This window comes from Prevotella sp. C561, assembly GCF_000224595.1.
Lineage (GTDB): Bacteria > Bacteroidota > Bacteroidia > Bacteroidales > Bacteroidaceae > Prevotella > Prevotella jejuni.
Map to the genome: position 1 here is coordinate 107,669 of NZ_JH114141.1, position 25,342 is coordinate 133,010.

Annotated in this window: 22 protein-coding genes; 13 read left to right on the plus strand and 9 right to left on the minus strand. The window is 41.3% G+C overall.

The window, feature by feature from the left end; genetic code table 11:
• Positions 1 to 131: 131 nt before the first annotated feature.
• The 3 genes from HMPREF0666_RS03325 to HMPREF0666_RS03335 all read right to left on the minus strand — a co-directional run bounded on the left by HMPREF0666_RS03325 (position 132) and on the right by HMPREF0666_RS03335 (position 2,641).
• Positions 132 to 410 (minus strand): hypothetical protein, encoded by a 279-nt coding sequence (locus HMPREF0666_RS03325; RefSeq protein WP_009010906.1) that lies wholly within the window; start codon positions 408 to 410, stop codon positions 132 to 134.
• Positions 411 to 447: 37 nt separating this feature from the next.
• Entirely contained in the window at positions 448 to 1,170 is a 723-nt protein-coding gene (locus tag HMPREF0666_RS03330; RefSeq protein WP_009010907.1) for a hypothetical protein, read from the minus strand.
• A gap of 223 nt (positions 1,171 to 1,393) precedes the next feature.
• Positions 1,394 to 2,641, minus strand: a complete 1,248-nt coding sequence (locus HMPREF0666_RS03335) for a photosystem I assembly protein Ycf3 (RefSeq protein ID WP_042855949.1) — start codon at positions 2,639 to 2,641, stop codon at positions 1,394 to 1,396.
• Between the two features lie 409 nt (positions 2,642 to 3,050).
• On the opposite strand from HMPREF0666_RS03335, the gene HMPREF0666_RS03340 reads away from it, so the two are divergent.
• From HMPREF0666_RS03340 to HMPREF0666_RS03370, 7 genes are all read left to right on the plus strand, one after another.
• Positions 3,051 to 3,515 carry an energy transducer TonB gene (locus tag HMPREF0666_RS03340; protein WP_009010910.1) on the plus strand — a complete coding sequence of 155 codons (465 nt, stop codon included), beginning with the start codon at positions 3,051 to 3,053 and terminating at the stop codon, positions 3,513 to 3,515.
• 93 nt (positions 3,516 to 3,608) lie between these two features.
• Entirely contained in the window at positions 3,609 to 4,010 is a 402-nt protein-coding gene (locus HMPREF0666_RS03345) for an energy transducer TonB (protein WP_232214053.1), read from the plus strand.
• Positions 4,011 to 4,372: 362 nt separating this feature from the next.
• Positions 4,373 to 5,890 carry a 2,3-bisphosphoglycerate-independent phosphoglycerate mutase gene (gene gpmI, locus HMPREF0666_RS03350; RefSeq protein WP_009010912.1) on the plus strand — a complete coding sequence of 506 codons (1,518 nt, stop codon included), beginning with the start codon at positions 4,373 to 4,375 and terminating at the stop codon, positions 5,888 to 5,890.
• Between the two features lie 146 nt (positions 5,891 to 6,036).
• Complete coding sequence (locus HMPREF0666_RS03355) at positions 6,037 to 6,573, plus strand: hypothetical protein (protein ID WP_009010913.1); 537 nt, start codon at positions 6,037 to 6,039, stop codon at positions 6,571 to 6,573.
• 278 nt (positions 6,574 to 6,851) lie between these two features.
• Entirely contained in the window at positions 6,852 to 7,154 is a 303-nt protein-coding gene (locus HMPREF0666_RS03360; RefSeq protein WP_009010914.1) for a hypothetical protein, read from the plus strand.
• 162 nt (positions 7,155 to 7,316) lie between these two features.
• A complete protein-coding gene (ung, locus tag HMPREF0666_RS03365) occupies positions 7,317 to 7,982 on the plus strand; it encodes a uracil-DNA glycosylase (RefSeq protein ID WP_009010915.1) in 666 nt (221 codons plus the stop codon).
• A gap of 309 nt (positions 7,983 to 8,291) precedes the next feature.
• Positions 8,292 to 8,882 (plus strand): DUF3109 family protein, encoded by a 591-nt coding sequence (locus HMPREF0666_RS03370; RefSeq protein ID WP_009010916.1) that lies wholly within the window; start codon positions 8,292 to 8,294, stop codon positions 8,880 to 8,882.
• Positions 8,883 to 9,066: 184 nt separating this feature from the next.
• On the opposite strand, the gene HMPREF0666_RS03375 is transcribed toward HMPREF0666_RS03370, so the two are convergent.
• Both HMPREF0666_RS03375 and gyrB read right to left on the minus strand, forming a co-directional pair.
• The gene (locus tag HMPREF0666_RS03375) at positions 9,067 to 9,951 is read right to left on the minus strand and encodes a helix-turn-helix domain-containing protein (RefSeq protein WP_042855978.1); all 885 of its coding nucleotides are present in this window, start codon (positions 9,949 to 9,951) and stop codon (positions 9,067 to 9,069) included.
• A gap of 549 nt (positions 9,952 to 10,500) precedes the next feature.
• Positions 10,501 to 12,474, minus strand: a complete 1,974-nt coding sequence (gene gyrB, locus HMPREF0666_RS03380) for a DNA topoisomerase (ATP-hydrolyzing) subunit B (protein WP_009010918.1) — start codon at positions 12,472 to 12,474, stop codon at positions 10,501 to 10,503.
• A 232-nt stretch (positions 12,475 to 12,706) separates the two neighbouring features.
• On the opposite strand from gyrB, the gene HMPREF0666_RS03385 reads away from it, so the two are divergent.
• The 4 genes from HMPREF0666_RS03385 to hemG all read left to right on the plus strand — a co-directional run bounded on the left by HMPREF0666_RS03385 (position 12,707) and on the right by hemG (position 19,059).
• Positions 12,707 to 14,764: a TonB-dependent receptor gene (locus tag HMPREF0666_RS03385; protein ID WP_009010919.1), complete on the plus strand. Its 2,058-nt coding sequence runs from the start codon at positions 12,707 to 12,709 to the stop codon at positions 14,762 to 14,764.
• A gap of 111 nt (positions 14,765 to 14,875) precedes the next feature.
• A complete protein-coding gene (locus tag HMPREF0666_RS03390; protein ID WP_009010920.1) occupies positions 14,876 to 16,078 on the plus strand; it encodes an MFS transporter in 1,203 nt (400 codons plus the stop codon).
• Between the two features lie 185 nt (positions 16,079 to 16,263).
• Positions 16,264 to 17,628 carry an oxygen-independent coproporphyrinogen III oxidase gene (hemN, locus tag HMPREF0666_RS03395; RefSeq protein ID WP_009010921.1) on the plus strand — a complete coding sequence of 455 codons (1,365 nt, stop codon included), beginning with the start codon at positions 16,264 to 16,266 and terminating at the stop codon, positions 17,626 to 17,628.
• A gap of 66 nt (positions 17,629 to 17,694) precedes the next feature.
• Positions 17,695 to 19,059 carry a protoporphyrinogen oxidase gene (gene hemG / locus HMPREF0666_RS03400; RefSeq protein ID WP_009010922.1) on the plus strand — a complete coding sequence of 455 codons (1,365 nt, stop codon included), beginning with the start codon at positions 17,695 to 17,697 and terminating at the stop codon, positions 19,057 to 19,059.
• A 248-nt stretch (positions 19,060 to 19,307) separates the two neighbouring features.
• Here hemG and rpsT read toward each other — a convergent pair whose 3' ends face one another.
• Complete coding sequence (rpsT, locus tag HMPREF0666_RS03405; RefSeq protein WP_004358670.1) at positions 19,308 to 19,562, minus strand: 30S ribosomal protein S20; 255 nt, start codon at positions 19,560 to 19,562, stop codon at positions 19,308 to 19,310.
• A gap of 211 nt (positions 19,563 to 19,773) precedes the next feature.
• On the opposite strand from rpsT, the gene recO reads away from it, so the two are divergent.
• A complete protein-coding gene (recO, locus tag HMPREF0666_RS03410) occupies positions 19,774 to 20,499 on the plus strand; it encodes a DNA repair protein RecO (protein ID WP_009010923.1) in 726 nt (241 codons plus the stop codon).
• A gap of 767 nt (positions 20,500 to 21,266) precedes the next feature.
• On the opposite strand, the gene HMPREF0666_RS03420 is transcribed toward recO, so the two are convergent.
• Complete coding sequence (locus HMPREF0666_RS03420; protein WP_009010924.1) at positions 21,267 to 21,869, minus strand: ribonuclease HII; 603 nt, start codon at positions 21,867 to 21,869, stop codon at positions 21,267 to 21,269.
• Between the two features lie 168 nt (positions 21,870 to 22,037).
• Here HMPREF0666_RS03420 and HMPREF0666_RS03425 point away from each other — a divergent pair, with 168 nt between their 5' ends.
• The gene (locus HMPREF0666_RS03425) at positions 22,038 to 22,331 is read left to right on the plus strand and encodes a hypothetical protein (protein ID WP_009010925.1); all 294 of its coding nucleotides are present in this window, start codon (positions 22,038 to 22,040) and stop codon (positions 22,329 to 22,331) included.
• A gap of 95 nt (positions 22,332 to 22,426) precedes the next feature.
• Here HMPREF0666_RS03425 and HMPREF0666_RS03430 read toward each other — a convergent pair whose 3' ends face one another.
• Both HMPREF0666_RS03430 and sufD read right to left on the minus strand, forming a co-directional pair.
• Positions 22,427 to 23,644 (minus strand): cysteine desulfurase, encoded by a 1,218-nt coding sequence (locus HMPREF0666_RS03430; protein WP_009010926.1) that lies wholly within the window; start codon positions 23,642 to 23,644, stop codon positions 22,427 to 22,429.
• A gap of 103 nt (positions 23,645 to 23,747) precedes the next feature.
• Positions 23,748 to 25,091, minus strand: a complete 1,344-nt coding sequence (sufD, locus tag HMPREF0666_RS03435) for a Fe-S cluster assembly protein SufD (protein WP_009010927.1) — start codon at positions 25,089 to 25,091, stop codon at positions 23,748 to 23,750.
• Positions 25,092 to 25,342 lie beyond the last annotated feature (251 nt).

Here is a 25,342-nt window from a genome sequence, read left to right on the forward strand (position 1 = left end):
ACGCTTATTCCAAAATATTTGTCAAGAATCTGTATGCTGCATCTCCGTCGCTCTTTGTGCCCTCGGCACCTCCGTGACATTGCGTTACCTCCGTCCCCTCCGTGACTCTGTGTGCCTTATATGTAAGAGTTTTAGTTTATCACTCCATATTTCGGAAGAACCTCTTTTAGTTCTTTAATATCTGCATCCATTGAGTATTTTACAAAGATGACATCTATACTATTATCTGCAATAACACGATTTATAAATAAATTATTACAACCATTTGAAATAGTCAGTTTATCCTCACGAATCTCTGTCATTCTCTTTTCCAAGACTTTTTCAAAGTGCTTCCTATTCTTTATTTTATCCCTAATAGCTTTATCTTGCTTCTGTTTAGCATGGCTAAAGAAATAATCAAATATACCCATAACTTATTCTTTTATTAGGAAATACAACCCAATAACATTATTGCTGTATTGGTATTGACGAGGAACTCTTAGAGTCATGATATAATTCCTCTATGCTCTTCCAATCAGTAGGACAATCATCCCGAATTGTTTCAACAGCCTTTTGGATATATAATGTCTCTCCATTAATCCCGTCAATAAGATAAATGTCATTCCTATTATCTTTCCAATGAGCACAGACTATATAAATCGGCCGCTTAATATACGTTCGTTCTTCATAACGTCTTACACTAAACACTTCCTTCTTATCCATGAGATTAATACCATATTGGTGCAACATTTTTACTTTTAATGAATCTATACTAAACTTATAAGGCAAATCATAATCTACACATTTTACTTCATGTCCATGACCATCGAATTGATATCCTTTACCTACTGGCATTTGGTAAAGATATGCCCAATATGCCGTTATATTTCCCACTGTGTTATACAGATAGATATATTCGTATGGAGAGTCTCTATATGTATGAGACTCCCGAAAGCCTGCAAAGGAGTTTTTTTCGTATTCATCTCTTAATTCTATAAGCTCACCCAACTTTCCTTCTTTGCGTATACGATAAGCTGTAGGACTTTTTCTTGCTAACCTCTTATACTCCTCAATATCAAATCGCTTATATCTTAAAGAATCCTTGTCACTATTATTACCTAAATTATCTTGCCCAACACATGTTGTCGCAAACAATAATAACCATAGAATTACCGATAACTTACTCATCATTAAATATTCTTCTTTTTAATTATGATTCGTGATATGCCACACACACACTTACATTATTGCGATTATAGATTTCTACTCTGCATGGGAATAATACCTATCTAAAGAATAAGAAAGGCTTACTCTGCAGTCAGTTCGAGGGCTCTACTTGAACCTTCATAAGCTGAGAGGACCATCAAACCTACCTTCATCAAATAGTCCCCTGTGTACCTTTGTTCGTTACAACTTAATGATGACGTCGTGTTAGGCATAAGGCTGATTTATCCTCTGCTGCAAGTTCTATATCTGTTTCAGGAAGTTCTTCTTGTGACTTTTCCATCTTCTTTTTCATTCTACTTTTAATCGATCTAATGGCTTGTGACGTACAACAGAAGGCATCGGCTTTCTGCTCGTCGGTCATCCCGTTGTGTTCCATTATATAGTAGAATGTCTCCTTAGGAGTGAACGCATAGCGAGGATTATTGAGGATATAAGCAAGGTCGTAATCGAAGTTAGGCATTATAGCGTTGAGAGCCTGCTGTTCACGTTTTCCCATCTGTGAGATATTTCCACCTTTTAGAATGGTATAGAGCGTATCTATTCCTAACTTAGTTTGCTCGATGGAATCGGCTGTTTTTGTATCTCCGTTATGTGTAGGAGTCTTCTGTTTCAACTGTTCTAACTCATTGATTTTACTGTCAACTTCAGCCTTCATCTCATCTATCGTTGCATCTTTTCGTCGGAGCAACTGCTGAATATTCTGCTCTGTCATCTCTTGTTGTCTGCGATAGGTATGTAGCTGTTGGCGCATACGACGGCGAAACCATACTACGATACCCGTTGTAAGGAGTATCAAGATGATAACAAGATAAGCTATATATAGTTGAAGTTGCAAGGCTTTACGTTGTGCGATAGCCACTTCATAACGGTCTTGTATCTGTACAATCTCAATATCTTTCTCCGGTGAAACCGATAAAATCTGACGTTTCTCAATGCGTGTTCTTAGTTGATTAATACTCTGCTCTTGGTCTTTACGAATACGAGGCTTGAAGGCTTCAGCCTTCTTTACGTACAGCAGGGCAGAGTCACGTTGTCCGATTTGGTTGAAAACAGAGGCTTTACCGAGGTAAATATCTGTCAACCTGTGACTCTTTTTACTATCATTTGCATAGCGAGCAGTATGGGCGAAGTAGTCAAGTGCCAATTTATAAGCACCATTTTGGGCATTCAATAGAGCAATACGATAGTATGTAGCAAACTTCAAAGAGTCTTCCGTTACGTTGAAAAGGTGCTTTTCTGCCGATTTTAGCTGATACATCGCATTCCTTGTGTCATGTTTAGCCATGAAGAAAGCAGCGCTATCGAGCCTCATCCGAGTGATTCCTTCGTCTGTTGCAGGATAGTTAGGCAGTTTTCTTTGGCTGCATGAAAGCAAAGTCAAAAGAGTAATCAGTAATAAAATCGGTCTTTTCTTCATATTTGCAAAGATACACATTCTACTGCGTATTGCCAAATTAGGATGGGAGGAAAGGGGACGAAAAGATATCTTAAAGCTTGGTAAAGTGCGAAAACGAGGGAACTTTTATAAGCTTTATTGTGTCAAAGAAGTGAAGTTGTTAGTCGTAAATTATTGATAGTCAAATGTTAACTTGTTTTACATGTGTCAACTCTAATGGGGCTATTGCATTGTATTATATTCTTCTTTACCTTTGCATCGACAATAAGTTCCAATATATGTCATCTGCATTTCATAAACCTGCGGCGGCGTGATTGCGTTTAAGCGTTGGCGCAGGTTTTAAATTAAGAATGTTCGAAAGACTCTTCAAAGCAAAGAGTTTGTTTATAATAATCTCTCGAAAGGCTGCGTTTAGTAGCTGTAAAGGAGAATAAAACAAAAGGTTTATATGATGAAGCGAATTTTGTTAGCAATGTCACTTAGTATCTGTATGGCAGCAACTGTAAATGCTCAACAGGAAAAGATGTCGATGAAATCTTATGAAAATGAGGTTCGGAAAGATACAATCGATACCTTAGGAGTGAAAAAAGAAATGCCCGAGAAGATTATCTGTTGTTTTTCTCCAATGCCATCTTTCCCAGGTAATATTCAACAATTCCTCCGTACTCACCTTGTATGGCCAGCTGGTCGTAAGAATAAGAATGTTGAAGGGAGGGTGATTGTCAAGTTCTATATAGACCGCGACGGTAGCTGTTCTCAGTTCAAGATACTTCGTTCGTTGAGTCCTGCTTTTGATACAGAGGCGTTAAGGGTATTGAAGTTAATGCCGAAGTGGAATGTGGATTCAACGGCTAAGGGTGGTACTTGGTATGTCTTGCCAGTTTCTTTTAAGAAACAAAATGTTCAACAATAAAAGTTCATGGTTATGATAAAGAAACTGTTTTTAGTTCTATTTTTAAGTTTTGTAGTCGTTGGTAATATCGATGCACAGAAGCATAAAAGAACGATGAAACCGAAGAAAAAGGAGCAAACTGAGCAGCCTTATTGTGCTGAACCAGCCTTTGCTCTTTGTTATGATACATTGAATGTGGACACCTTAGGGGCAAAGATGTTCGAAACTGTTGAGGGATTGAAACCTTCATTCCCGGGTGATCTCTTCAAATTTATAGCGGCACATCTTCAGTATCCTCCTGAATTGGCAGAAAACTCAATCTCGGGAAAAGTCATAATAAAGTTCTTTGTAACCCCTTCTGGTCATTGTTGTCTGTTTAGAATTATGCGTTCTGTATACCCATGCCTCGACCGAGAGGCACTCAGAGTACTCAAGCTTATGCCTGCGTGGAAGTGGGAAAGGCGACCAAAGCAAGGAGTTTGGCAACTTGTACCAATCATTTTCAGATTATTATAAGCCTGCAAAGTTCTGTTTATAGCTATCTATCACAAGATTATTTATCGTTAACGAGACAGCGGTCCATGCTCCGCACCACTCATGCAGGGTGTTATCATGTCATTTGAGGATAAGTGACAAGAGCGATAACAGTCATGCTAAGAACTCTCAACTCATATCTTTTCACATCATAAAAGCCTTATTTACAGACTGCTATCATCTCAAATTAGACTTTCGATGGATAGGAGAAAGAACGGAGTAGACCTATATCTCTTATTCAACACACTTCTGCCTCAAATTTCCACAGGCTTTTTGCACCCATCTTATTCTTTTATCGTACCTTTGCAGGAACGAAGATAAAAACAATATATAAAGGTAAAATTATGGCAAAGAAAGCTTTATTGATGATCCTTGACGGATGGGGTAACGGTAAGCATGGTAAGGGTGATGTTATCTATAACACCCCAACACCCTACTTAGATTATTTGAATGCTGTTAGTGCACACTCTGAGTTGCAAGCATCAGGAGAAGATGTAGGTCTGCCAGACGGCCAGATGGGTAACTCTGAGGTAGGTCACTTAAATATAGGTGCAGGTCGTATTGTTTATCAAGACCTCGTAAAGATTAACAAAGCATGTCAGACAGGTGACATCTTGAAGAACCAAGGTATCGTCGATGCATATAGCTATGCACAGAAGACAGGTAAGAAGCTTCACTTGATGGGTTTGACCTCTACAGGTGGTGTTCACTCTTCTCTCGACCACCTCTTCAAGCTGATTGAGATTGGAAAGGAGTACAACCTCAAGGATGTTTACGTTCATTGCTTCATGGACGGACGTGACACTGACCCAAAGAGTGGTGCTGGTTTCGTTGGAGACATCCAGAAGGTGTGTGACGCAAATGGCGCACATATCGCTTCAGTCGTTGGTCGTTTCTATGCAATGGACCGTGACAAGCGTTGGAACCGTGTGAAGGAAGCATACGACTTGCTCGTTGAAGGCAAGGGTGTACAGGCTACTGACATGGTTAAAGCGGTTGAGGCAAGCTATGCAGAGGGTGTGACAGACGAGTTTATCAAGCCTATCAACAACTCTTCTGTAGATGGAACAATCCAGGAGGGTGACGTCGTTATCTTCATCAACTTCCGTAATGACCGTGCTAAGGAGTTGACCGAAGTACTCACACAGCAGGATATGCCAGAGGAAGGGATGCACACAATAAAGGACTTACAGTACTACTGTATGACTCCTTACGATGCTAACTTCAAGAACGTTCATGTCCTCTTCCCTAAGGAGAACGTAATGGATACATTAGGTGAATACCTCAGTAAGCTCGGTAAGAAGCAGCTTCATACAGCCGAGACAGAGAAGTATGCACACGTAACCTTCTTCTTCAATGGTGGTCGTGAGCAACCTTACGAGGGTGAGGACCGCATCTTAGTTCCTTCTCCAAAGGTGGCAACATACGACTTAAAGCCTGAGATGAGTGCTTTCGAAGTGAAGGACAAGCTCGTTGGTGCTATAAAGACACAGGAGTACGACTTCATTGTTGTGAACTTTGCTAACGGTGATATGGTTGGTCATACAGGTGTTTACAATGCTATTGCAAAGGCTGTTTGGGCTATCGACCATTGTGTTAAGGAGGTTGTTGAGACTGCAAAGGCTAACGATTATGAGACGATCATCATCGCTGACCATGGTAATGCAGACAACGCAATCAATGAGGATGGCACACCAAACACGGCTCACTCACTCAACCCAGTACCATTCATCTATGTTACAAACAACAATTCTGCAACGGTAAAGAATGGTCGTTTGGCTGACGTTGCACCTTCTATCCTTCATATTATGGGCTTAGAGCAGCCAGCAGATATGACAGGTGAGAATCTTATCACAGACTAAGTCAACGTTAATAAAATCAAACAAAGCAAATCCCAAAGGCATTTTATGGCTTTTGGGATTTGTTTTTTATTACCTTTGCCACTGTGTGTCTTACTGTTGACTCACCCATAATTAGGTGTTAGTATTTATTTTTAAGATTAAAGACAATGAAGAATCGTAAGTTAGTATTATCATTAGTAGCCCTTGCAGGACTCGCTTCTCTCAGCGCACAAGCACAGACCAACAATACAGAAAAGCCTCATGAGACTATCATGCAGCGTGTTGACACGTTGGCAAAGAAGGTAGGTGCTGCTGTTAAGAAGGCTGAAACTACTGAGAAAGCAAAGCTCAACGCAGACAAGCAGAGAGTTAAGGCTGACCTTGCTAAGGACAAGGAGAAGGTAAATAAGGCTTATCAGGATAATAAGGAGAAGTTCTATACAGACGTAAAGAATGCTGAGAACGGCCTTGCCAAGGGCGAGCAAAAAGTAAAGAACACCTATCGTAAGGATGAGGCAAAGGTAAAGCAGGGTGTTGCGAAGGATAAGCAGAAAGTAAGAAACGCATATCGTAAGGACAAGGCAAAGGTTAAGGCTGGCGTAAAGAAGGTTAAGCAAGGTCTTGCTAAGGACGGACAGAAAATCAAGAACACTTATAACAAGGACAAGGCAAAGGTTAAAGCGTTCTTTAAGAAGAAGAAGTAATCGACTTAGATAGAGACAATTATTTAATTGAAGATAAAAGAGTCGTGTTCATTCACGGCTCTTTTTGTTTGGTGATTTAGAAGAAAAACAGCATAAATCACGGTTTACATAAATTCACTAAACAAATGGCTAAATTGTAATAAATCTAAAATTCACAAACACAACGAGCTTTTTTTGCCGTTGGAAAATCTTTTTTCATTACCTTTGCGACCATAAGGATTTATATCCTTTTCGAGTTTTATAGGTATTAAAGTGTAATTTTTAAACAGTAAAAGATTATGGATTTTAAGAAAATAGCATTATCATTCGTAGTAGCATTCAGCGTATGTTCACTCAGTGCACAGGCTCAGAGCCAGTGCTCAAAGAAGTGTGACAAGGCTCCTAACGAGCAGGTAGAGAAGCAAGCTAAGCAGTGTCCACAGAGCGGTAAGGCTTGTGACGAGAAGGCACAGAAGGCATGCGACAAGCAGAGCAAGGAGTGCTCAAAGGATAAACAGGCTTGCTGCAAGGGCAAGAAAGACGCTAAGAAGCCTCAGCGTAGCTGCTGTAAGAAGCAGGCTCAGCCTAAGAAGAACAAGTAATAGATTAACTTGAATAGAAGAAAGTCGTGTCGAAAGGCACGACTTTTTTGTTGTTATCAGAACTTTATCGTACTTTTGTAGTAACAAAACTGCGTGTAATAAGACGAGATAAGTAAATCTTCTCTATCGCTCCTATTACGCTTATAGACAACAATCATAGCTATGGATGTAAAGATAGAGCCTTCATGGGCAACGCAATTAGGGGGAGAGTTTGAGAAACCCTATTTCCTGCAGTTGATAGAACAGGTGAAACAAGAGTACGCTCAGTTCCCCTGCTATCCTCCTGGAAGACTGATTTTCAATGCTTTCAATCTCTGTCCTTTCGATAAGGTGAGGGTTGTGATAATCGGTCAGGACCCTTATCACGAACCTGGACAGGCAATGGGATTGAGCTTCTCTGTGCCTGATGGGATACAACTCCCGCCATCACTGCAAAATATCTATAAGGAGATTGCAGCCGATTTGGGTACTCCTATCCCACAATCAGGCGACCTTACGCGATGGGCTAAGCAGGGAGTTCTCTTACTGAATGCAACACTTACTGTTCGTGCCCACATTGCTAACAGTCATCAACGATTAGGATGGGGACTCTTTACAGACGCTGCCATCAAGGCGCTCAGCGATGGTCGAGAGAACTTAGTATTCATGCTTTGGGGCGGATTTGCACGAAGTAAGAAGGCACTTATCGACCAACAGCGTCACTGTGTCATAGAGAGTGTACACCCTTCTCCACTCTCTGCGAACCGTGGAGGGTGGTTTGGACAGCATCAATTCTCACGTTGTAATGCCTACTTAACCGCTTGTGGACTGCAAGCGATTGAGTGGTAAGTAGAGAGGTCGACGAGTTTTAGGGTTGACAAGTTGCTTATTATTAGGCTTATAAGGCCCATTAGCCTAATAAGCCCAATAAGAAAAGAATAATCAAATAAGCTCTTTATAGTCCCGAAAGAATGTTAGGACGGAATTATTCTCACGAAAAAAAGAATTTATTTTCATGAAAGAAAATATTTCTTTTCATGAGAGAAAATATTTTTTTTCATGAAAATAATTTGAAGAACAAGACTGAGACTGTAAGAAAAAACTGTTAGGTGAACAGTAAGACACAGTTAGGAATGAAATAATTTAGCGCAAAGAAAGATGGTAAATACGTATGATCATATCTTTATGGTGGGTGATGTGCTTGTCTCACCAGACATAATTAATGTGAAGTTCTGCTGCGATCTTGACAAGTGTCATGGTCAATGCTGCATTGAAGGAGATGCTGGCGCACCCGTAACCTTGGATGAGACGATGGAAATAGAGAATGTCCTCGACACTGTTTGGGGCGATTTGTCGGCTTCTGCACAGGCTGTTATCGACAAGCAGGGTGTTGCCTATACCGATGAAGAGGGCGATTTAGTGACGAGTATCGTAGGTGGTAAGGACTGTGTCTTCACCTGCTATGAGAATAACTGTTGTCTTTGTGCTTTAGAGCGTTCCTATCGTAGTGGCAAGACAGGCTTTGTAAAACCTATTTCCTGCTCATTATATCCTATCCGAGTAAAGGAATTTAGCAATGGAACCTGTGGTATTAACTACCACCATTGGCGCATCTGTGCCGATGCAAGAAAGAAAGGGGAAGAGCTGAATCTTCCCTTATATAAGTTTTTGAAGGAGCCTCTTACACGAAGATTTGGCAAGGAATGGTATGACGAGTTGTGCGAGGTTGCGGAACAGTTGTTAGGCTAATTACTATTAGGATTATTAGCCTTATGGGCCTTATTGGGCTAATTATCTTATTAGCCCTATGAGGCTTATAGGTCTAATAAGGCCAATTATATTATTTGCCTTATGAGCCTTATGGGCCTTATTAGGCCAATTATCTTATTAGCCCTATGCGGCTTATGTGCCTAATAAGGCCCATAATCCCCTATTATCCCTTCCTAAACCTTGAAGGACTAACGCCCACATGCTCCTTAAAATATTTCCCTAAGAAGCTCTGATTAGCAAAGTTGAGTTCCTCAGCAATCTGCTTGATGCTCATTGTCGTATTCCTTAACATCACGAGTAACTCACGTGTTACGTAGGAGTCAATCCACTCACTCGGTGTTCGCCGACTAACACTACGAACAGTCTCAGAGAGGTATTTCGAGGTGATACATAGCTGTTGGGCATACCAACCGACACGACGTTCCGTGCGGTAGTTCTTCTCCACCGACTGAATAAACTTATGAAAGATAACCTCTGCGCGTGTCTTTGAGTCGTCACCTATTTGCTGGAATCGATAGATAACATTACTCATATCGATGATAAGGGCCTTGAGCATGGTCATAACCAGCTCACGACGGAAACGATGACCAGTATCTTCAATCTTCCTTTTGATGCGCTGTACATCGTTCTCCAAGGCCTTTGTCTGTGCATTATTAAGGTGGAAAACAGGGTGAGTACGGGCAAAGAGGAAGAGAGCTGCCAGTTCGTGAATACCACTTACGATGTTTTGAAAGAAGTCATACGACATGATTAACGCTATACCCTCGCAATCAGGCGAGAGATGATAGTCGGCTACAACCTGTTCTTCACTAATGATAATGACATCTCCAGCACTCACTTTATGTTCCTTAGTATCAACAGTATATTGTGCACTACCGCCAGTACAGAGTGCAAGAAAGAGTGACTTCATGCGAGAAGCACTTGCAGGAAGTGGTACTTTGGTGATATCCTCGAAGAGAATAATATCATTGTCAATGTAGTCACCATCAGGATATACAAGTTTAGCCTGTGCTACATTAACTTCACGGAGTCGTATGTTTCTGTTCATATCCTCATTATTTGGGCCTACAAATATACTCATTTATTTCTTTTTAAGAGAAATTTATGTAGAGAAAAGAGCTATTAGAAGAGAGAATATAAGTGTTTATAGGAGTAATATAGACAATTAATAATTTTTTGAAAGGGACTTTTAGCATAGTTTTAATACGCTATCTACACAATAAGATAAGGTGTTTAAGTAAGCTGAAAGAACTGATTTTCAGGGGTATTATAAGTATCATAGCAATATATTCAACCATCAATAGCCTACGCATTAACCCATAATGTAAAATTAGAAGACGGATAGTAAGGTCTTTTTATGACTATCGTCAAAAAAGAGAAAATAGCAGAATAACAAAGGTGAACCATGTATTTACTTATGGTATAACGCAAATATTTCTTGCTTTTGTATAGATCTTTCTGATTTCATAACGCCAACCCTATCACTCAAGAAGACGGATGGGTAAAAGAAAAAGACTCCCTTTCTCATTCCGTGAGAAAGGGAGTCTTCATTATATTCTTAGCCTTAAAAGGCTGCTTTTAGTATATTGCAATAGGCTTATGCATCAATGTTAGCGTAGGTCGCATTCTTCTCGATAAACTCACGACGAGGCTCAACATCATCGCCCATTAGCATAGAGAAGATCTCATCAGCATCAGCAGCATTCTCGATAGTAACCTGCTTCAAGAGTCGTGTCTTTGGGTCCATAGTTGTCTCCCAAAGCTGTTCTGGGTTCATCTCACCAAGACCTTTGTAACGTTGTGTGTGTATAGCCTTGTCTTCTTCATCGCCATTTGCATACTTATCAATGAAGGCCTGGCGCTGTTGCTCAGTGTAGCAATACTCACTAACCTTCTTGTAAGTACACTTATAGAGCGGAGGCGTAGCAATGTAGAGGTGTCCGTGCTCGATAACCTTCGGCATATAACGATAGAAAAGAGTCATAATCAGTGTGTCGATGTGGGAACCATCGACGTCGGCATCGGTCATTATGATAATCTTATCATAGCGGAGTTTATCAGTGTTAGCCTCAAAGTCGCCTTCACCCTCTACTCCAAAGCGGACGCCGATAGACTGAATAATATTCATAACAGACTCAGCCTCGAATACACGATGACGCTGAACCTTCTCTACATTCAGAATCTTACCACGGAGAGGAAGGATAGCCTGTGTATAACGGTCTCGTCCCTGCTTAGCAGAACCACCGGCAGAATCACCCTCGACGAGGAAGATCTCACAGTCCTTAGGGTCCTTGTTAGAACAGTCAGCGAGCTTACCAGGCAAACCTCCACCGCTCATCACGTTCTTACGCTGTACGCTTTCACGTGCCTTACGGGCTGCCACACGAGCTGTAGCAGCAAGGATAACCTTGTTACAAATCATCTTTGCCTCGTTAGGATGTTCCTCAAGATAATCAGTCAGCGCCTCACCAACAGCCTGCTGTACGGCTCCTGCGACCTCACTGTTACCCAGTTTCGTCTTTGTCTGACCCTCAAACTGTGGTTCAGCAACCTTGATAGAGATGACAGCTGTCAATCCCTCGCGGAAGTCTTCACCTGCTATTTCAATCTTAGCCTTCTCTAACTGCTTTGAAATCTGTGGGTCGTTGTCCGCGTATGCCTTCAGTGTACGAGTCAATGCAGCACGGAAACCCTGCAAGTGAGTACCTCCCTCGATAGTATTGATATTGTTAACGTATGAGTGGATGTTCTCTGTATAATCAGTGTTGTACATCACAGCCACCTCGATAGGAATGTTTTGCTTCTCGGTCTTGAGATAGATAACATCATCGAAGAGATGCTGACGATGGCGGTCAACATAACGAACAAACTCCTTCAAACCGTCCTTAGCATGGAAGACTTCTGTACGTGTCTTACCTGTCTCTGGGTCTGGACGAAGGTCGGTAAGTGTAATCTTAATACCAGCATTGAGATAAGCCAACTCACGCATACGGCGTGCTACGATTGACCATTGGTAGACTGTCGTAGAGAAGATATCTGGGTCTGGCCAGAACTGCTGTCGTGTACCCGTCTTATCGGTCTCACCAACAACCTTCACTGGGTAGAGAGGCTTTCCTTTCTCGTACTCCTGCTGATAGATCTTACCATTACGAAAGACCTGAGACATCATGTGTGTAGAGAGAGCATTTACACAACTCACACCCACACCATGCAAACCACCGCTGACTTTGTATGACCCCTTGTCAAACTTACCACCAGCGTGGAGGACGGTCATCACGACCTCAAGGGCGCTCTTATGCAGCTTTTCGTGCATATCAACAGGGATACCACGACCGTCATCTTCAACGGTAATGGAGTTATCCTCGTTTATCGTAACTTCAATATTATGACAGTAGCCCGCCATGGCCTCGTCAATAGAGTTATCAACGGTCTCGTTTATCAAGTGATGGAGTCCCTTTTCACTGATGTCACCAATGTACATAGCAGGACGCTTGCGCACTGCTTCCAAGCCTTCTAAGACCTGAATGTTACTGGCGGAGTAATTATTCTCGTTTTCTGGATTTGCCGTCATTGTTGTTTCTGATTGTACTTACTAGTATGCAAAGATACACTTTTTCCTTTATATTTGAAAATAAAAACCTGCAAAAAACACAAAAGAAAACATATCAAATTGCTGTTTTGTGCTGATAATTAGCTTTTATTCTTTTTAGTGGTAATATTTAATTTCCTTATAAATGAGGATTGTTCGAAAAAGTCATTATCTGTACCTTTGCAACACAAAAACATTAACAAAAACCATCTTTATGTTAAATACCTTATTACTTGCATCCCTTGCTATCAGTGGGGTAGCTGGAGTGACTCCAGACTCAGTAGTGAACAAAGATGTATCACTTAACGAAGTAGTCGTTACTGACTTCAAGCAGAACAAAAGAAACCTAACTTCTATTGCAGTTTCAACCATTAACAGTCAGCAATTACTGAACCAACAAATTGTGAATTTGAAGGAGTTAACGGCAGTTATGCCTAACTTTTACATGCCCAACTATGGTTCATATGCTAACACACCTATCTTTATTCGTGGTATCGGAGCAAAGACGAAGGGTTCTGCTGTGGGTTTCTATGTAGATGGTGTGCCTCATTTTGAGTCTTCAGCATTTAATATTGACCTCAGTGATATTGCTGCTGTAGATGTGTTTCGAGGTCCACAAGGAACCTTATATGGGCGCAACACTATAGCAGGTGTTATCAATGTCTACACACATAACCCTCTTGATTATCAGAAGACACGTATAAAAGTAGGCTATGGAAGGTATAACGACGTTGTAGCACAGGCTTCTAACTATTCTAAGCTGACTGATAAACTTGGTTTGTCGAGTGCTATTTCTTATCATCATAACGATGGTATGTTCACCAATCAGTTCCTGAATGTTAAAGCGGATAAGGTGAATGAGGTTGAAGGACGACTCGGACTTTATTGGCAACCAACCACAAATTGGCTTATTCATCTCAATAGTACCCTTACTCATAGTAAGCAGAATGGTTATCCATATGCACCATACGACCTGACGAAAGATGCACTATCACCTATTAGTTATAACCGCAATAGCACTTATAAACGTTTGATTTCAACAACAGGTCTTAATGCTCGATATGAGAATAGTCGTATTAGTTTCAATAGTCAGACGTCTTATCAATTCATCAAATCACATCAGGGGATAGACCAAGATTTCACACCAAAGGACCTCTTCTATGCTGATAATAGTTATCATCAGAATATGCTTTCGCAAGAGCTAACCTTGAAATCGAATGATAAAGGTCGTTACCAGTGGATTATTGGTATGTTTGGTATGCTACTCCATTCTGACCCCTTTATAGAAACAAGCTATTATACAAAGGATTTCTCTACTCCAACTTCCTATAAGAACCCTACAGCGGGTTATGCTATCTATCATCAGAGTTCTTATAATATATGGAGGGGTTTATCGGCAACGGTTGGTTTACGCTTTGATTATGAGCATGCGAAAATAGACTACAATCAAGATAAGGTAACGTTAACAACAGGTGCTAATGCACATGTAAAGGACTTTATTAGTATTGCTAACTTCCGCCAGTTCACTCCTAAGTTTACGCTTCAATATCTTACAAACAGGGACAATCTCTACTATGCGAGTGTCACTCGTGGTTATAAGCCAGGTGGATTTAATACTATCTTTAAGACCGATGCAGAGCGTGCATACGACCCAGAATACAGCTGGAATTACGAGGTAGGGGCGCGACTAAAGTTCTTGGATGGACGATTGACAGCTGAAGCAGATCTTTTCTACATTGATTGGCGACACATGCAGACTACCTATACTGTTCCTGCTGTGGGTAATCTAATTGCGAATGCAGGACATACGGATAGTAAAGGATTCGAACTTTCACTTGCTTATCATCCAATAAAGAGCTTACAGTTTAGTATGAACTATGGTTACACCCACGCTCGTTACTTGGAATATAAGAAGAGTGCTACAGAGGATTTCTCGGGTAATAGACTTCCAATGGTGCCTAACCACACACTCTCAATGGATGGGACTTACACCGTTTTGCAGGCAGGTTGGTTTGATAAGATTGTCGTTAATGCAGGCTTAACAGGTCTCGGTCGTATCTATTGGGCTGATGATAACGTTGTACGCCAGAACTTCTATGCGATGCTTAACGCAAAGCTTAGTCTCACAAAAGGTATATTCACATGGGATTTATGGGGTAAGAATCTGACAGGAACTGACTATATAGCGTACAGTTTCAAGATGTCAACTGGTAACTATGCACAGAAGGGTAAGCCTCTTACCTTTGGTACTTCCCTCAGCGTATCATTCTAAGGAGAGAATGAAGGATTGGAGAAAAAGGATGCTGCAGCTAATTCTGCTCACTTCTCCTAAAGTCCTTTCTCATGATATGTAACACGTTGCTCTATTTATATAATTCACTACATGTTCAACAGCATTTCATCAAAGAAACTAAGTTTTGGTACGTTCTTCTGTCTATATATCGCACAGATGGTACCGTCATCCTTTCTTATGACAGCCTTACAGGTTATCATGAGGGAAGGTCAATATAGTCTTGCAACCATTGGTTTGCTAAACCTTGTCCGAGTTCCATGGACGATAAAGTTCCTATGGTCGCCTTTTGTTGACCGCCACTGCGTAACAGTGCGTGACTATAAACGTACGATTATCGCTACAGAGTTGATATATGCCGTTGCACTCTTAGCTACAGGGCTGATTAATGTACGTTCAGAAATCATGCTTGTGGTTATTTTGGCGTTTATCTCTATGCTTGCTTCGGCTACACAAGACATTGCTACAGACGCGCTTGCCATCCTCTCTTTTAAAAAGCATGACCATAGTATGCTCAATAGTATGCAGTCTATGGGAGCCTTCGGAGGTGCTGTCATTGGTGGAGGAGTCTTACTTATCTTACTGAAAAGCTATGGTTGGAATGTAGTAGTACCCTGTTTAGCCTTGTTTGTTTGTATGATGATTATTCCTTTAATGTTTAATCCTCATATCAAGATAGAGAATGAGAAACCAAGAGAACGTGCCAAGTGGACTGACATCTTTAGCTTCTTTGGACGTAAGGAAATATGGCGGCAGATAGGTTTCTTGCTGCTGTATTACATGGGAATCATCGGTATTCTTTCCATGTTGCGTCCTTACCTCGTTGATAAGGGATACGACATGAAGGAGATAGGATTCCTTACTGGTATCGTTGGAACTGCTGCTTCCTTCGTTATGGCGTGGTTTTCTGGAGTGCTTATACGCCGAATCGGAATTTATAAGGCTCGTATTATCATTGCAGGACTTATTATTCTGGCACCTATCTACTTCCTTGCAATGACTTTTGCCGACTTTAACAAGACAGCATTTGTCATCGGAATCATTTATATCCAAGCTTGTTACGGATTGGCAACTGTGGTTCTTTACACTACAGCCATGCGATGCGTACGTCCTGGTAGAGAAGGGACTGACTTCACCATACAAATTGTTATTAGTCATGTAAGCGGTCTGCTCGTTGCGGTATTGGCGGGAACGGTGGCGCATATCTTCGACTATCGTGGTCTTTATATAGCTGAGACAGTGGTGGCTATCGTTAGCCTCATCTATGTTTTATCAGCCTTTAAAAAGGAACAATAAACCATGTGTTCCTTTACAGAGGAACGTGGCTTTGCCCCAAACCGATCAAGTATTGTGGTCTAATGACCTATTCAGATTATATCATAGTAAAGTTAGGCTTGTAAGCCTATTGTGCTTTCCTTATAAATGAGGATTGTTTATGTTAGGAGGTATTCGTACCTTTGTCATATAATTTATTTCGACGAATGAAGCAAGAACTGATTGATAAATACAATGTATCTGTACCTCGTTATACGAGTTATCCACCAGCTAACTTCTTCCGACCTTTTACTGGGGAAGAGTTTTTGAAGGAGGTTGATTATAGCAATGAGGTGCGTGAGAAGAATCTTTCCTTTTATTTTCATATGCCTTTCTGTCGGCGTCTGTGTCATTATTGTGGCTGCAACTCTTACCCTATGGCAAAGGAAGAGCGTGTTGAAGCTTATGTGCAAGCGTTGCATAAGGAGATCGATCTCGTAGCAAAGCATATAGATAAAAGTAGACGTATATCGCAGATTCATTATGGCGGTGGTAGTCCAACTGCTATGCCTGTAAGTGTTCTTAAAGAGCTGAATGAGCATCTGCTGTCACTCTTTTCTACGATAGAACAGCCAGAGATAGCCATAGAATGTCATCCAGGTTATCTAACAGCAAAGGACTGGCAAGGACTGTTGGATGCACGATTTAATCGTTTTAGTTTAGGCGTACAGGACTTCAATGAAGAGGTGTTGAGACTTGTTAATCGTACGCCTTCTGAATTGCCAACAGAGGAAATAGTATCAATTCTTCGTAGTGCGGGTGTTAATATTAATATGGATTTCCTCTTTGGCTTACCACTTCAGACATCGGATAGCTTTAAGAAGACGATAGAGCGTGCAGTAGCAATGCGCCCCGACCGTGTTACAACATTCAGTTATGGACACTGCCCATGGATATTTAAACGTCAGATGATACTTGAAAAGGCTGGTCTTCCTGATACGGAGGAGAAGGCTTTGATGTTCCAAAAAGCTAAAGATGTGCTGCATGAGGCGGGTTATCTTAGTGTTGGTTTGGACCATTTTGTACTTCCTAATGATGAACTGTCTGAGGCTTTACAATCTCATAGACTACATCGAAACTTCCAAGGTTATTGTACACGTCGTACAACAGGACAGGTGTATGCCTTTGGTGTGACGGGTATCAGCCAATTAGAGACTGCTTATGCACAGAATACAAAGTCGATAGACGAATATATAGCAGAAGTCTCTGCGGGTACGTTGCCTATCCGAAAAGGCTACCAATTAACGCCCAAAGAACGTATAGTACGTGAGGTAATTGAACGTTTGATGTGTAACTATCATGTTGATTGGACACATATTGCGGAAGACCTTGCTGTGTCGGTAGCTGACGTGAAAGGGGCTATCAATTATGATGTTGAGCGTCTGCAAGAGATGGAAAGAGATGGTATTCTTTGTTTGACAGAGAATACCTTGGAGATGACAGGGGAGGGAAATCCCTTTGTTCGTACTGTGGCTGCTGTGCTTGATCCGATGATGGTGGCTACGGATAAGAAGTTTTCTAAGCCAATATAAAAGTTTTACACTCCCTTTACGGTGGGGAGAGATACTTTGGAGAGGAATCTATATAGCATTAATATTATGGAAGAAAGAAAGATAGTTGTCGTTGGTGCAGGTCTTACTGGTCTTACTTGTGCTGCTTATCTACGTCGTAAAGGTCAAGATGTAGTGGTCTTGGAGGCTACCGACCGTATCGGTGGACTTATGCAGACGGAGGAGGTTGACGGCTTTGTGATGGAACAAGGACCGAGTACGGGTACTATTAAACACCCTGAAGTGGCTGAACTCTTCGATATGTTAGGTGATGATTGTACGCTGGAGATGGCACAGAGTTCTGCTAAATGCCGTTTGATATGGAAGGATGGACGCTTTCATGCCTTACCTTCTGGACTTTGGTCTGCTATAACGACCCCTCTCTTTACGCTGAAAGATAAGTTCTGTATTCTTGGTGAGCCATGGCGTAAGAAGGGGACAGACCCTAATGAGAGTGTGGGAAGCCTCGCAGAACGACGCTTGGGACGGTCTTTTGTGGATTATGCCGTCGACCCTTTCCTTTCTGGCGTGTATGCTGGTAATCCTTATCAATTACCAACTCGCCTTGCTTTGCCTAAACTCTATGACTTAGAACAGCGTTATGGGAGTTTTATCAAAGGGGCTATAGCACTTGCAAAACAACCGAAAACGGACAGGGAAAAGCGTGCAACAAAGGCTGTCTTCTCTACTCGTGGAGGTTTCCGTAGCCTTGTTTCTGCGTTAGGGAGAGTGATAGGTGATGAGAGAATCCTAACGAATTGCAAAGAACTAAGTATAGAGCCGTTAGGAGATAAGTGGAAACTATCTTGGGGTAAGAATACTATAATAGCTGAGCAGGTTGTTACAACTTGTCCTGCTTATGCCTTACCAAAGTTGTTGAGCTTCTTACCTAAGGCTCAACTTGACGATTTAAGCAATCTTTATTATGCTCCTGTGATTGAGATTGGAGTAGGAATGAAGAATACAGGGGATGTACATTGGAATGCTTTTGGCGGATTAGTACCGTCTAAAGAAAAACAGAATGTGTTAGGAATTCTTATGCCTTCGGCTTGTTTTCAGGGGCGTTCGCCTAAGGATGGGGCTAATTATGCGTTCTTCATTGGTGGTGCTTGTCATCCAGAATATCTCAATAAGACGGATGAAGAACTGACAGAATTGGTTAATACGTCCCTTCATACGATGTTGGGATATCCCAAAGGTACCCGAGCCGACGTCATTCGTATTTATAGGCACAGTCATGCTATTCCACAATATATGCCCGAAACGGATGTGCGCCTTCGTACTATTGATGCCGTAGAACGTGCTTATCCAAGTTTACATATTATTGGTAATCTGAAAGATGGTATCGGTATGGGCGATAGAATCAAGCAAGCTATGGATATGGCAGAGAAGATTAATTTAGCTTTATCGTAAATACAGCTGTCTTACATGTAATATTTTTTATTTTAATTTGCTGTCACTTTTAACATTTCATTTATACCTTTGTAAGCGAATAAGTTAAGTGCTTATAGTGGATGACAGCAGTGACAGCAAATTGAAATGCCTCCATTTGTCCAAGCACTTTCTATAAGTCTAACAAGTGTATAATATGCAAAAAGCCATAATCCCAATAGGATTACGGCTCTTATTGTTCTTTTCAGCTATGACTGAAAGTATTTTTTTTATCCCAATGCAGCTACGTGCTTGCAGAGAGCAGACTTCAAATTAGCTGCCTTGTTCTGGTGGATAACGTTAGTCTTTGCCAACTTGTCCAACATCTTCTGTACAACAGGGTAGAGCTTAACAGCCTCTTCCTTATCCGTCATGCTACGCAACTTGCGAACAGCGTTACGCATAGTCTTTGCATAATATCTGTTGTGCAAGGTCTTAACCTTGTCCTGACGGATTCTCTTCAATGATGATTTGTGATTTGCCATCTTTGTTTTCTTCTTTTATTTTTACTTGTAGTCCCTAGCAGAGTCGAACTGCTCTTTAGAGAATGAAAATCTCTCGTCCTAACCGATAGACGAAGGGACCATAGCTGATTTTGCGGGTGCAAAGGTAGCCCATTTATTTTAATCAGCCAAACTTTTCGCTAATTAATTTTCATAAGAGGCTGTATTTTTGTAATTTTGCATTGTTTTTTATATGATTTTGAAGTCGAAAGCTATCGTTTTGCATTCTCTTAAGTTTGGTGATTCATCGTTGATAATCGACATGTTTACCGAATTAGAGGGTCGTATTTCTTTTATAACACGCATACCCAAGACGGCAAAGGGAAAGATTAAGAAGCAGTATTTTCAACCATTGACAATGCTTGATCTTGAATTTGATTACCGCCCACGAACATCCCTACAGCGTATAAAAGAAGTACGTATCCTTCGACCTTATGGCTCTATACCCTTCGACCCTGTGAAGTCGGCTATCCTCCTCTTCCTATCAGAATTCCTTTATTATGTTACACGTGGGGAGCAGCAAAACATCCATCTATATAAGTATGTGTGTGCAAGTATGGAATGGCTGGATGAAGCAGAACATGACTATGCAAATTTCCACCTTGTCTTCATGATGCGCCTCAGCCGTTTTATAGGTTTCTTTCCCAACCTTGATGCCTATCAAGAAGGAGCATGTTTCGATCTTCGCAATGCCACCTTTACAGAGCATGCACCCCTCCATTCTGATTATCTACTTCCTGTAGATGCTGCAGAAATTAACCAACTGATTCGTATGGACTATGAGAATATGCACCTATTCCGTCTTTCTCGTCATAATCGAAACCGAATCTCTGACATTGTATTGCATTACTATCGACTCCATGTACCTGATATGCCTGAACTAAAGAGCTTCCACGTTCTGCGTGAACTATTCAGTTAACGTTTCCTATGATGTCTCTTATAGCTTTATAAACATTTCTATCTGTCAGGTGTTACTGTCTCGCACGAATGGTACTGATAAAATCCACCATTAAGAAATTAGGTTCCGTTTAACGCAAAATGTTGGTTCTTCCGTTAAATGCGTAGGTTGGAAATAGGATAAAGGCTTATGCACTTGCAAAGTATGACTGTCCAAAATCAGATGGTCTTACATCGGAAGATAAACTACAAGATAAGATGCAGAAAAGGTAAATTGATGCTGTGTCTGTTCATTAGCATGTCATTCTACCTTTACTACCATAACATCGTTGTATGTAAATATTTTTACCCAGTTCAAAACTGACACATGCTCTTCTTGCTTCTAAAAGATGCTTGATTAGCTTGCAATAGATGCTCTTTTAGCGTGTTACTAACGCCCTTTTGAAGTCTAATTAAGCACCTTTTAAGAATGACTTGATAACCATTTGATTGGCTGCTGGTTATAAACTTGCTTTTTTGCAATTGCTTTTTATATTTGCAGATGATTTGTTTGAAATTATGTAATGACTTTTCAAACTCTTGTCTGTATTTTGAACGTATTAAAATGAAAAGGTTGTTTTGCATCGGAGGGTGATGATAGAATGGACAGTTGGCTGTCTTGCCCATGTTTTTGTTTGATGAATCACTTTGGGTCTTACGTTAAAGTTGTACGAAAAGCATCCACGCATTTAACGGAAGAGCCAAAATGGTTAACCTTCAAATTCCATCATACAATTCAATCGACTCTTTCTAAAAGTCAAGTGTTAGCTGACCATCGCCCAAAAGGTTGAAACTCTTGCGATGATAGGGTGTAACTCCATGTTCGCTGATAGCCTGCCGATGCTTCTTTGTAGGATAACCCATATTTGACTGCCAATCATATTGCGGATATTCCTTTGCCAGCGCCTGCATGTAATCATCACGATAAGTCTTAGCAAGGATTGATGCCGCTGCTATAGAAAGATACTTTCCATCACCTTTTACTATAGTAGTAAAGGGAAGCTCTTGATAAGGTTTGAAACGATTGCCATCAACAATGACAGCTTCTGGGCGTACTTTCAGCTGGTCTAATGCTCGATGCATTGCAAGGAAAGACGCATTCAGAATGTTTATTTTATCAATCTCTTCTGGAGTCACAACACCTACCGCCCATGCAACAGCGTCCCGTTCTATCTCTGCACGAAGTGTATAACGCTTCTTGGCTGATAGTTTCTTCGAATCATTGAGTAACTCGTTTTCGTAGTCAGGAGGTAAAATAACCGCTGCAGCGTAGACACTCCCAGCAAGACAGCCCCTACCTGCTTCGTCGCAACCAACTTCAACAAGACCTTCGTAATAATGACTTAACAACATACAATAACCCTTAAGATGTTAAAGAACCTTTCAAATTAAATTTATATAACAAATAAAAAATACGGAGTGAACATTCATTGCACAGCCTGTTTCTATTTTTGCAATCGTAAACCAAAGATGGGTTTTACACCTATTATATATATAGCAAACAATTAATAAGACATGAATATGAAAAAGGAAATGACTCTCACAGAACGTAACACTTCGTTTACTGAGCTTAGCAACTTTATTACAGATGCCACAGCATGGTTTCAGACCCCAATGGAATGGTTGAGAAAATACTACAGTGCTGTACTCGAACGAGAGGTAAGTAGCAAACAGGCTTCTTATATCACACAAGCACAATTGGCCCTTATCTTAGCAATATTGCCTATCATCCCTTCACTATTAGTACAAGTTCTCAACTTTGCTTGGTTTGGATTTGCACTTTATAAATGCAAAAAAGCGAATAAGTCAACATGATCTTTACCCACAAAGGAGGGAACTACAGAAAAGAGATAGGTGTTCATAAACGTAATTGAACGCATAAGAACACCTATATTAAACTGCTTATAGTCTTAGAACATCATGGATACACGCTTGATACCAGATACCAAGGCGTCTACTTCCTCACGGGTGTTATAAAGTCCAAAAGAGGCACGAACAGTTCCGAGAACACCCAAGCGATCCATCAAGGGCTGGGCACAATGATGACCAGTCCGGACTGCAATGCCAAGTTGATCGAGGAGTGTACCGAGGTCCATGTGGTGGATATTGCCTACATTGAAGCTGATAACGGCATCGCCACTATCACCAGCATGCCCGTAGATGTGCATTCCTTCTATCTCACGCAACTGCTGAAGGGCATAATGTGTGAGGTCTTGCTCATGCGCAAAGATGTTATCCATTCCCAAAGCATAGACATAATCGAGGGCTTTGGCAAGTCCGTGAGTAGCTACATAGTCGGGAGTTCCGGCTTCAAACTTCAATGGTGGACGCTCAAAGGTGGTCTTCTCAAAGCTGACATGCTCTATCATCTCACCGCCACCTTGGTAAGGTGGCATCTTATCGAGCCATTTCTCTTTACCATAAAGAACACCTACACCCGTAGGACCATAGACCTTATGCCCACTGAAAGCAAGGAAATCACAATCTAAATCCTGTACGTCAACAGCAAAATGCGGTACGCTTTGTGCACCATCAATCATAACTGGTACACCATGTTCGTGGGCTATCCGAATCATTTCCTTTACTGGATTGATGGTGCCAAGAACATTACTTACCTGCATTACACTGACGAGTTTCGTACGTTCGGAGAAGAGTTGCTCATAAGCCTGTAGGTCGAGAACTCCCTCATCGGTCATCGGGATAACCTTCAAAACAATCCCTTTGCGCTGTTCTTGCAACTGCCATGGAACGATATTAGAGTGATGTTCCATTGTAGAAACAATCACTTCGTCGCCTGCTTGCATACATCCTTCAGTGAAGCTGGAGGCAACAAGGTTCAGACTCTCCGTCGTTCCACGTGTAAAGACAATCTCCGTAGTGGAGCGAGCATTGATAAACTTCCGCACTGTTTCGCGTGCCGCCTCGTGTAAGTCAGTTGCCTGTTGCGACATCCAGTGTACTCCACGATGCACATTTGCATTCACATTAAGATACTCTTCACGCATGGCGTCCAGCACACAGAGCGGTTTCTGCGTGGTAGCACCATTGTCAAAGTAAACCAACGGCTTACCATAGACGGTGCGAGAGAGTATCGGGAAGTCTTCTCTAACTTTATTAATATCGTACATCTTCTATTGGGTTAATGGGCCATATTAGGTTAATTGGGCTAATGAGGCTTATTGGACTAATTGGACTAATTGGGCCAATAAGGCTAATTAGCCCAATATCAAATTACTTACACAAGTTGCAACCTTCGCACTTATCAAGCTCACCACGGAAGCGCTTTTCTACCAAATGGTGGAGACGGTCACGCAGTGGTTCGAGTTCCATCTTGTCGATGACTTCATTGATAAAGGCAAACTCAAGGAGGAGTTTAGCTTCTTTTCTATCGATACCACGTTGCTCCATATAGAAGAGAGCGGCATCATTGAGCTGTCCAACCGTTGAACCATGATTACACTGAACATCATCAGCATAGATCTCAAGCATTGGCTGCGTGAACATTCTGGCAGTCTTGCTGGCACAGAGGTTACGGTTATTCTCTTGTGAGAGTGTCTTCTGTGCGCCCTTACGAACGAGTACACGACCGGCGAAAGCACCCACAGCATTCTCGTCGAGTACGTATTTATAGAGTTCGTTGCTTGTACAATGAGGCACTTGATGGTCGATAAGTGTGTTGTTATCAACATGCTGATTCTTGTCAGCTATCACACAACCATTACAGAAACATTCGCTACCCTCACCCTTAAAGACAAGGTCGAGCATGTTTCGGGTTACTCCATTGTGCAACGTGATGACGTTATGACTTGCACGTGAATTGCGTTGCTGTTCGATATAAACATTTGAAACACGCACATTCTTAGCATGTGTTTCTTCCATACAGTTCAGTTCCAGGTTCGCATTATCGCCCACAAAGGCTTCGATCACCTGTGTTGCAAGGAAGTTTCGGTCGTCAGCTGCGTGGTCACAGAAGAGGAATTGCGCCTTAGCACCTTCTTCGAGCACAATAAGTACACGCCGATTGACCATCAAGTCAACATCAGAACGGAGGATATTTATTACCTGCACCGTACGGTCAAGTTGCACATTCTTAGGCACATAGATAAAGAGTCCGTCTTGTGCTAACATCGTATTCAGTGCCGTAACAGCATCTTTCTCTGTGTCAGCCAGCTTACCATAGTACTTCTTCACCAACTCAGGACGCTCTTTTGCCACACGACTCAAACTGTCAATGACTACTCCATCGTTGAGTTTTACGTTTGGAAGTGCCTTCGTATAGAACTGATCGTTGACTATAAAGTAAAGAGAAGTACTGAGATTGGGCACATCACATCTGAATGTCTCGTATGGATTAACGGGTATTTCAAGCCTGTTGAGGTTCAAACCATAATCTGGTTCGAATAGCTTTTGCATGTCCGTGTACTTATAGCGTTCCACCTTCTTTGATGGAAAGCCCAGCCGACGGAAATCGTCAAAAGCCTTATCGCGCACCTCATTCATCACAGGAGCAGCGTGATCCTTTATGATTTGCTGCGCCTCTGTATAGAGGTCTATATATTGTTTTTCGCTTTGCATGTTTGTTTTAAGAAGTTTTGAAGCAGTGAAAGAGCAGTTGTTTGTAATCCTTTTTTACCATTTATTACAACCTAAATAGTAGTTTTATAACTCACTGAGAGCCATTATATTACAGACAATCAAAATTTTCTTATAAGGCAATTTAAATTCTCTTATAGGACAATTTGAATTCTCTTATAAGACAATTTCAACTTTCTACTAACTCTTTTCCTACTCGCTCCATTATGTAAATACTTTTTCTTACACGACGT

Coding starts and splice junctions, on each gene's coding strand:
- HMPREF0666_RS03325 (WP_009010906.1), bottom strand. CDS start 410: ATGGGTATATTTGATTATTTCTTTAGCCATGCTAAACAGAAGCAAGAT.
- HMPREF0666_RS03330 (WP_009010907.1), bottom strand. CDS start 1,170: ATGATGAGTAAGTTATCGGTAATTCTATGGTTATTATTGTTTGCGACA.
- HMPREF0666_RS03335 (WP_042855949.1), bottom strand. CDS start 2,641: ATGTGTATCTTTGCAAATATGAAGAAAAGACCGATTTTATTACTGATT.
- HMPREF0666_RS03340 (WP_009010910.1), top strand. CDS start 3,051: ATGATGAAGCGAATTTTGTTAGCAATGTCACTTAGTATCTGTATGGCA.
- HMPREF0666_RS03345 (WP_232214053.1), top strand. CDS start 3,609: ATGAAACCGAAGAAAAAGGAGCAAACTGAGCAGCCTTATTGTGCTGAA.
- gpmI (WP_009010912.1), top strand. CDS start 4,373: ATGGCAAAGAAAGCTTTATTGATGATCCTTGACGGATGGGGTAACGGT.
- HMPREF0666_RS03355 (WP_009010913.1), top strand. CDS start 6,037: ATGAAGAATCGTAAGTTAGTATTATCATTAGTAGCCCTTGCAGGACTC.
- HMPREF0666_RS03360 (WP_009010914.1), top strand. CDS start 6,852: ATGGATTTTAAGAAAATAGCATTATCATTCGTAGTAGCATTCAGCGTA.
- ung (WP_009010915.1), top strand. CDS start 7,317: ATGGATGTAAAGATAGAGCCTTCATGGGCAACGCAATTAGGGGGAGAG.
- HMPREF0666_RS03370 (WP_009010916.1), top strand. CDS start 8,292: ATGGTAAATACGTATGATCATATCTTTATGGTGGGTGATGTGCTTGTC.
- HMPREF0666_RS03375 (WP_042855978.1), bottom strand. CDS start 9,951: ATGAACAGAAACATACGACTCCGTGAAGTTAATGTAGCACAGGCTAAA.
- gyrB (WP_009010918.1), bottom strand. CDS start 12,474: ATGACGGCAAATCCAGAAAACGAGAATAATTACTCCGCCAGTAACATT.
- HMPREF0666_RS03385 (WP_009010919.1), top strand. CDS start 12,707: ATGTTAAATACCTTATTACTTGCATCCCTTGCTATCAGTGGGGTAGCT.
- HMPREF0666_RS03390 (WP_009010920.1), top strand. CDS start 14,876: ATGTTCAACAGCATTTCATCAAAGAAACTAAGTTTTGGTACGTTCTTC.
- hemN (WP_009010921.1), top strand. CDS start 16,264: ATGAAGCAAGAACTGATTGATAAATACAATGTATCTGTACCTCGTTAT.
- hemG (WP_009010922.1), top strand. CDS start 17,695: ATGGAAGAAAGAAAGATAGTTGTCGTTGGTGCAGGTCTTACTGGTCTT.
- rpsT (WP_004358670.1), bottom strand. CDS start 19,562: ATGGCAAATCACAAATCATCATTGAAGAGAATCCGTCAGGACAAGGTT.
- recO (WP_009010923.1), top strand. CDS start 19,774: ATGATTTTGAAGTCGAAAGCTATCGTTTTGCATTCTCTTAAGTTTGGT.
- HMPREF0666_RS03420 (WP_009010924.1), bottom strand. CDS start 21,869: ATGTTGTTAAGTCATTATTACGAAGGTCTTGTTGAAGTTGGTTGCGAC.
- HMPREF0666_RS03425 (WP_009010925.1), top strand. CDS start 22,038: ATGAAAAAGGAAATGACTCTCACAGAACGTAACACTTCGTTTACTGAG.
- HMPREF0666_RS03430 (WP_009010926.1), bottom strand. CDS start 23,644: ATGTACGATATTAATAAAGTTAGAGAAGACTTCCCGATACTCTCTCGC.
- sufD (WP_009010927.1), bottom strand. CDS start 25,091: ATGCAAAGCGAAAAACAATATATAGACCTCTATACAGAGGCGCAGCAA.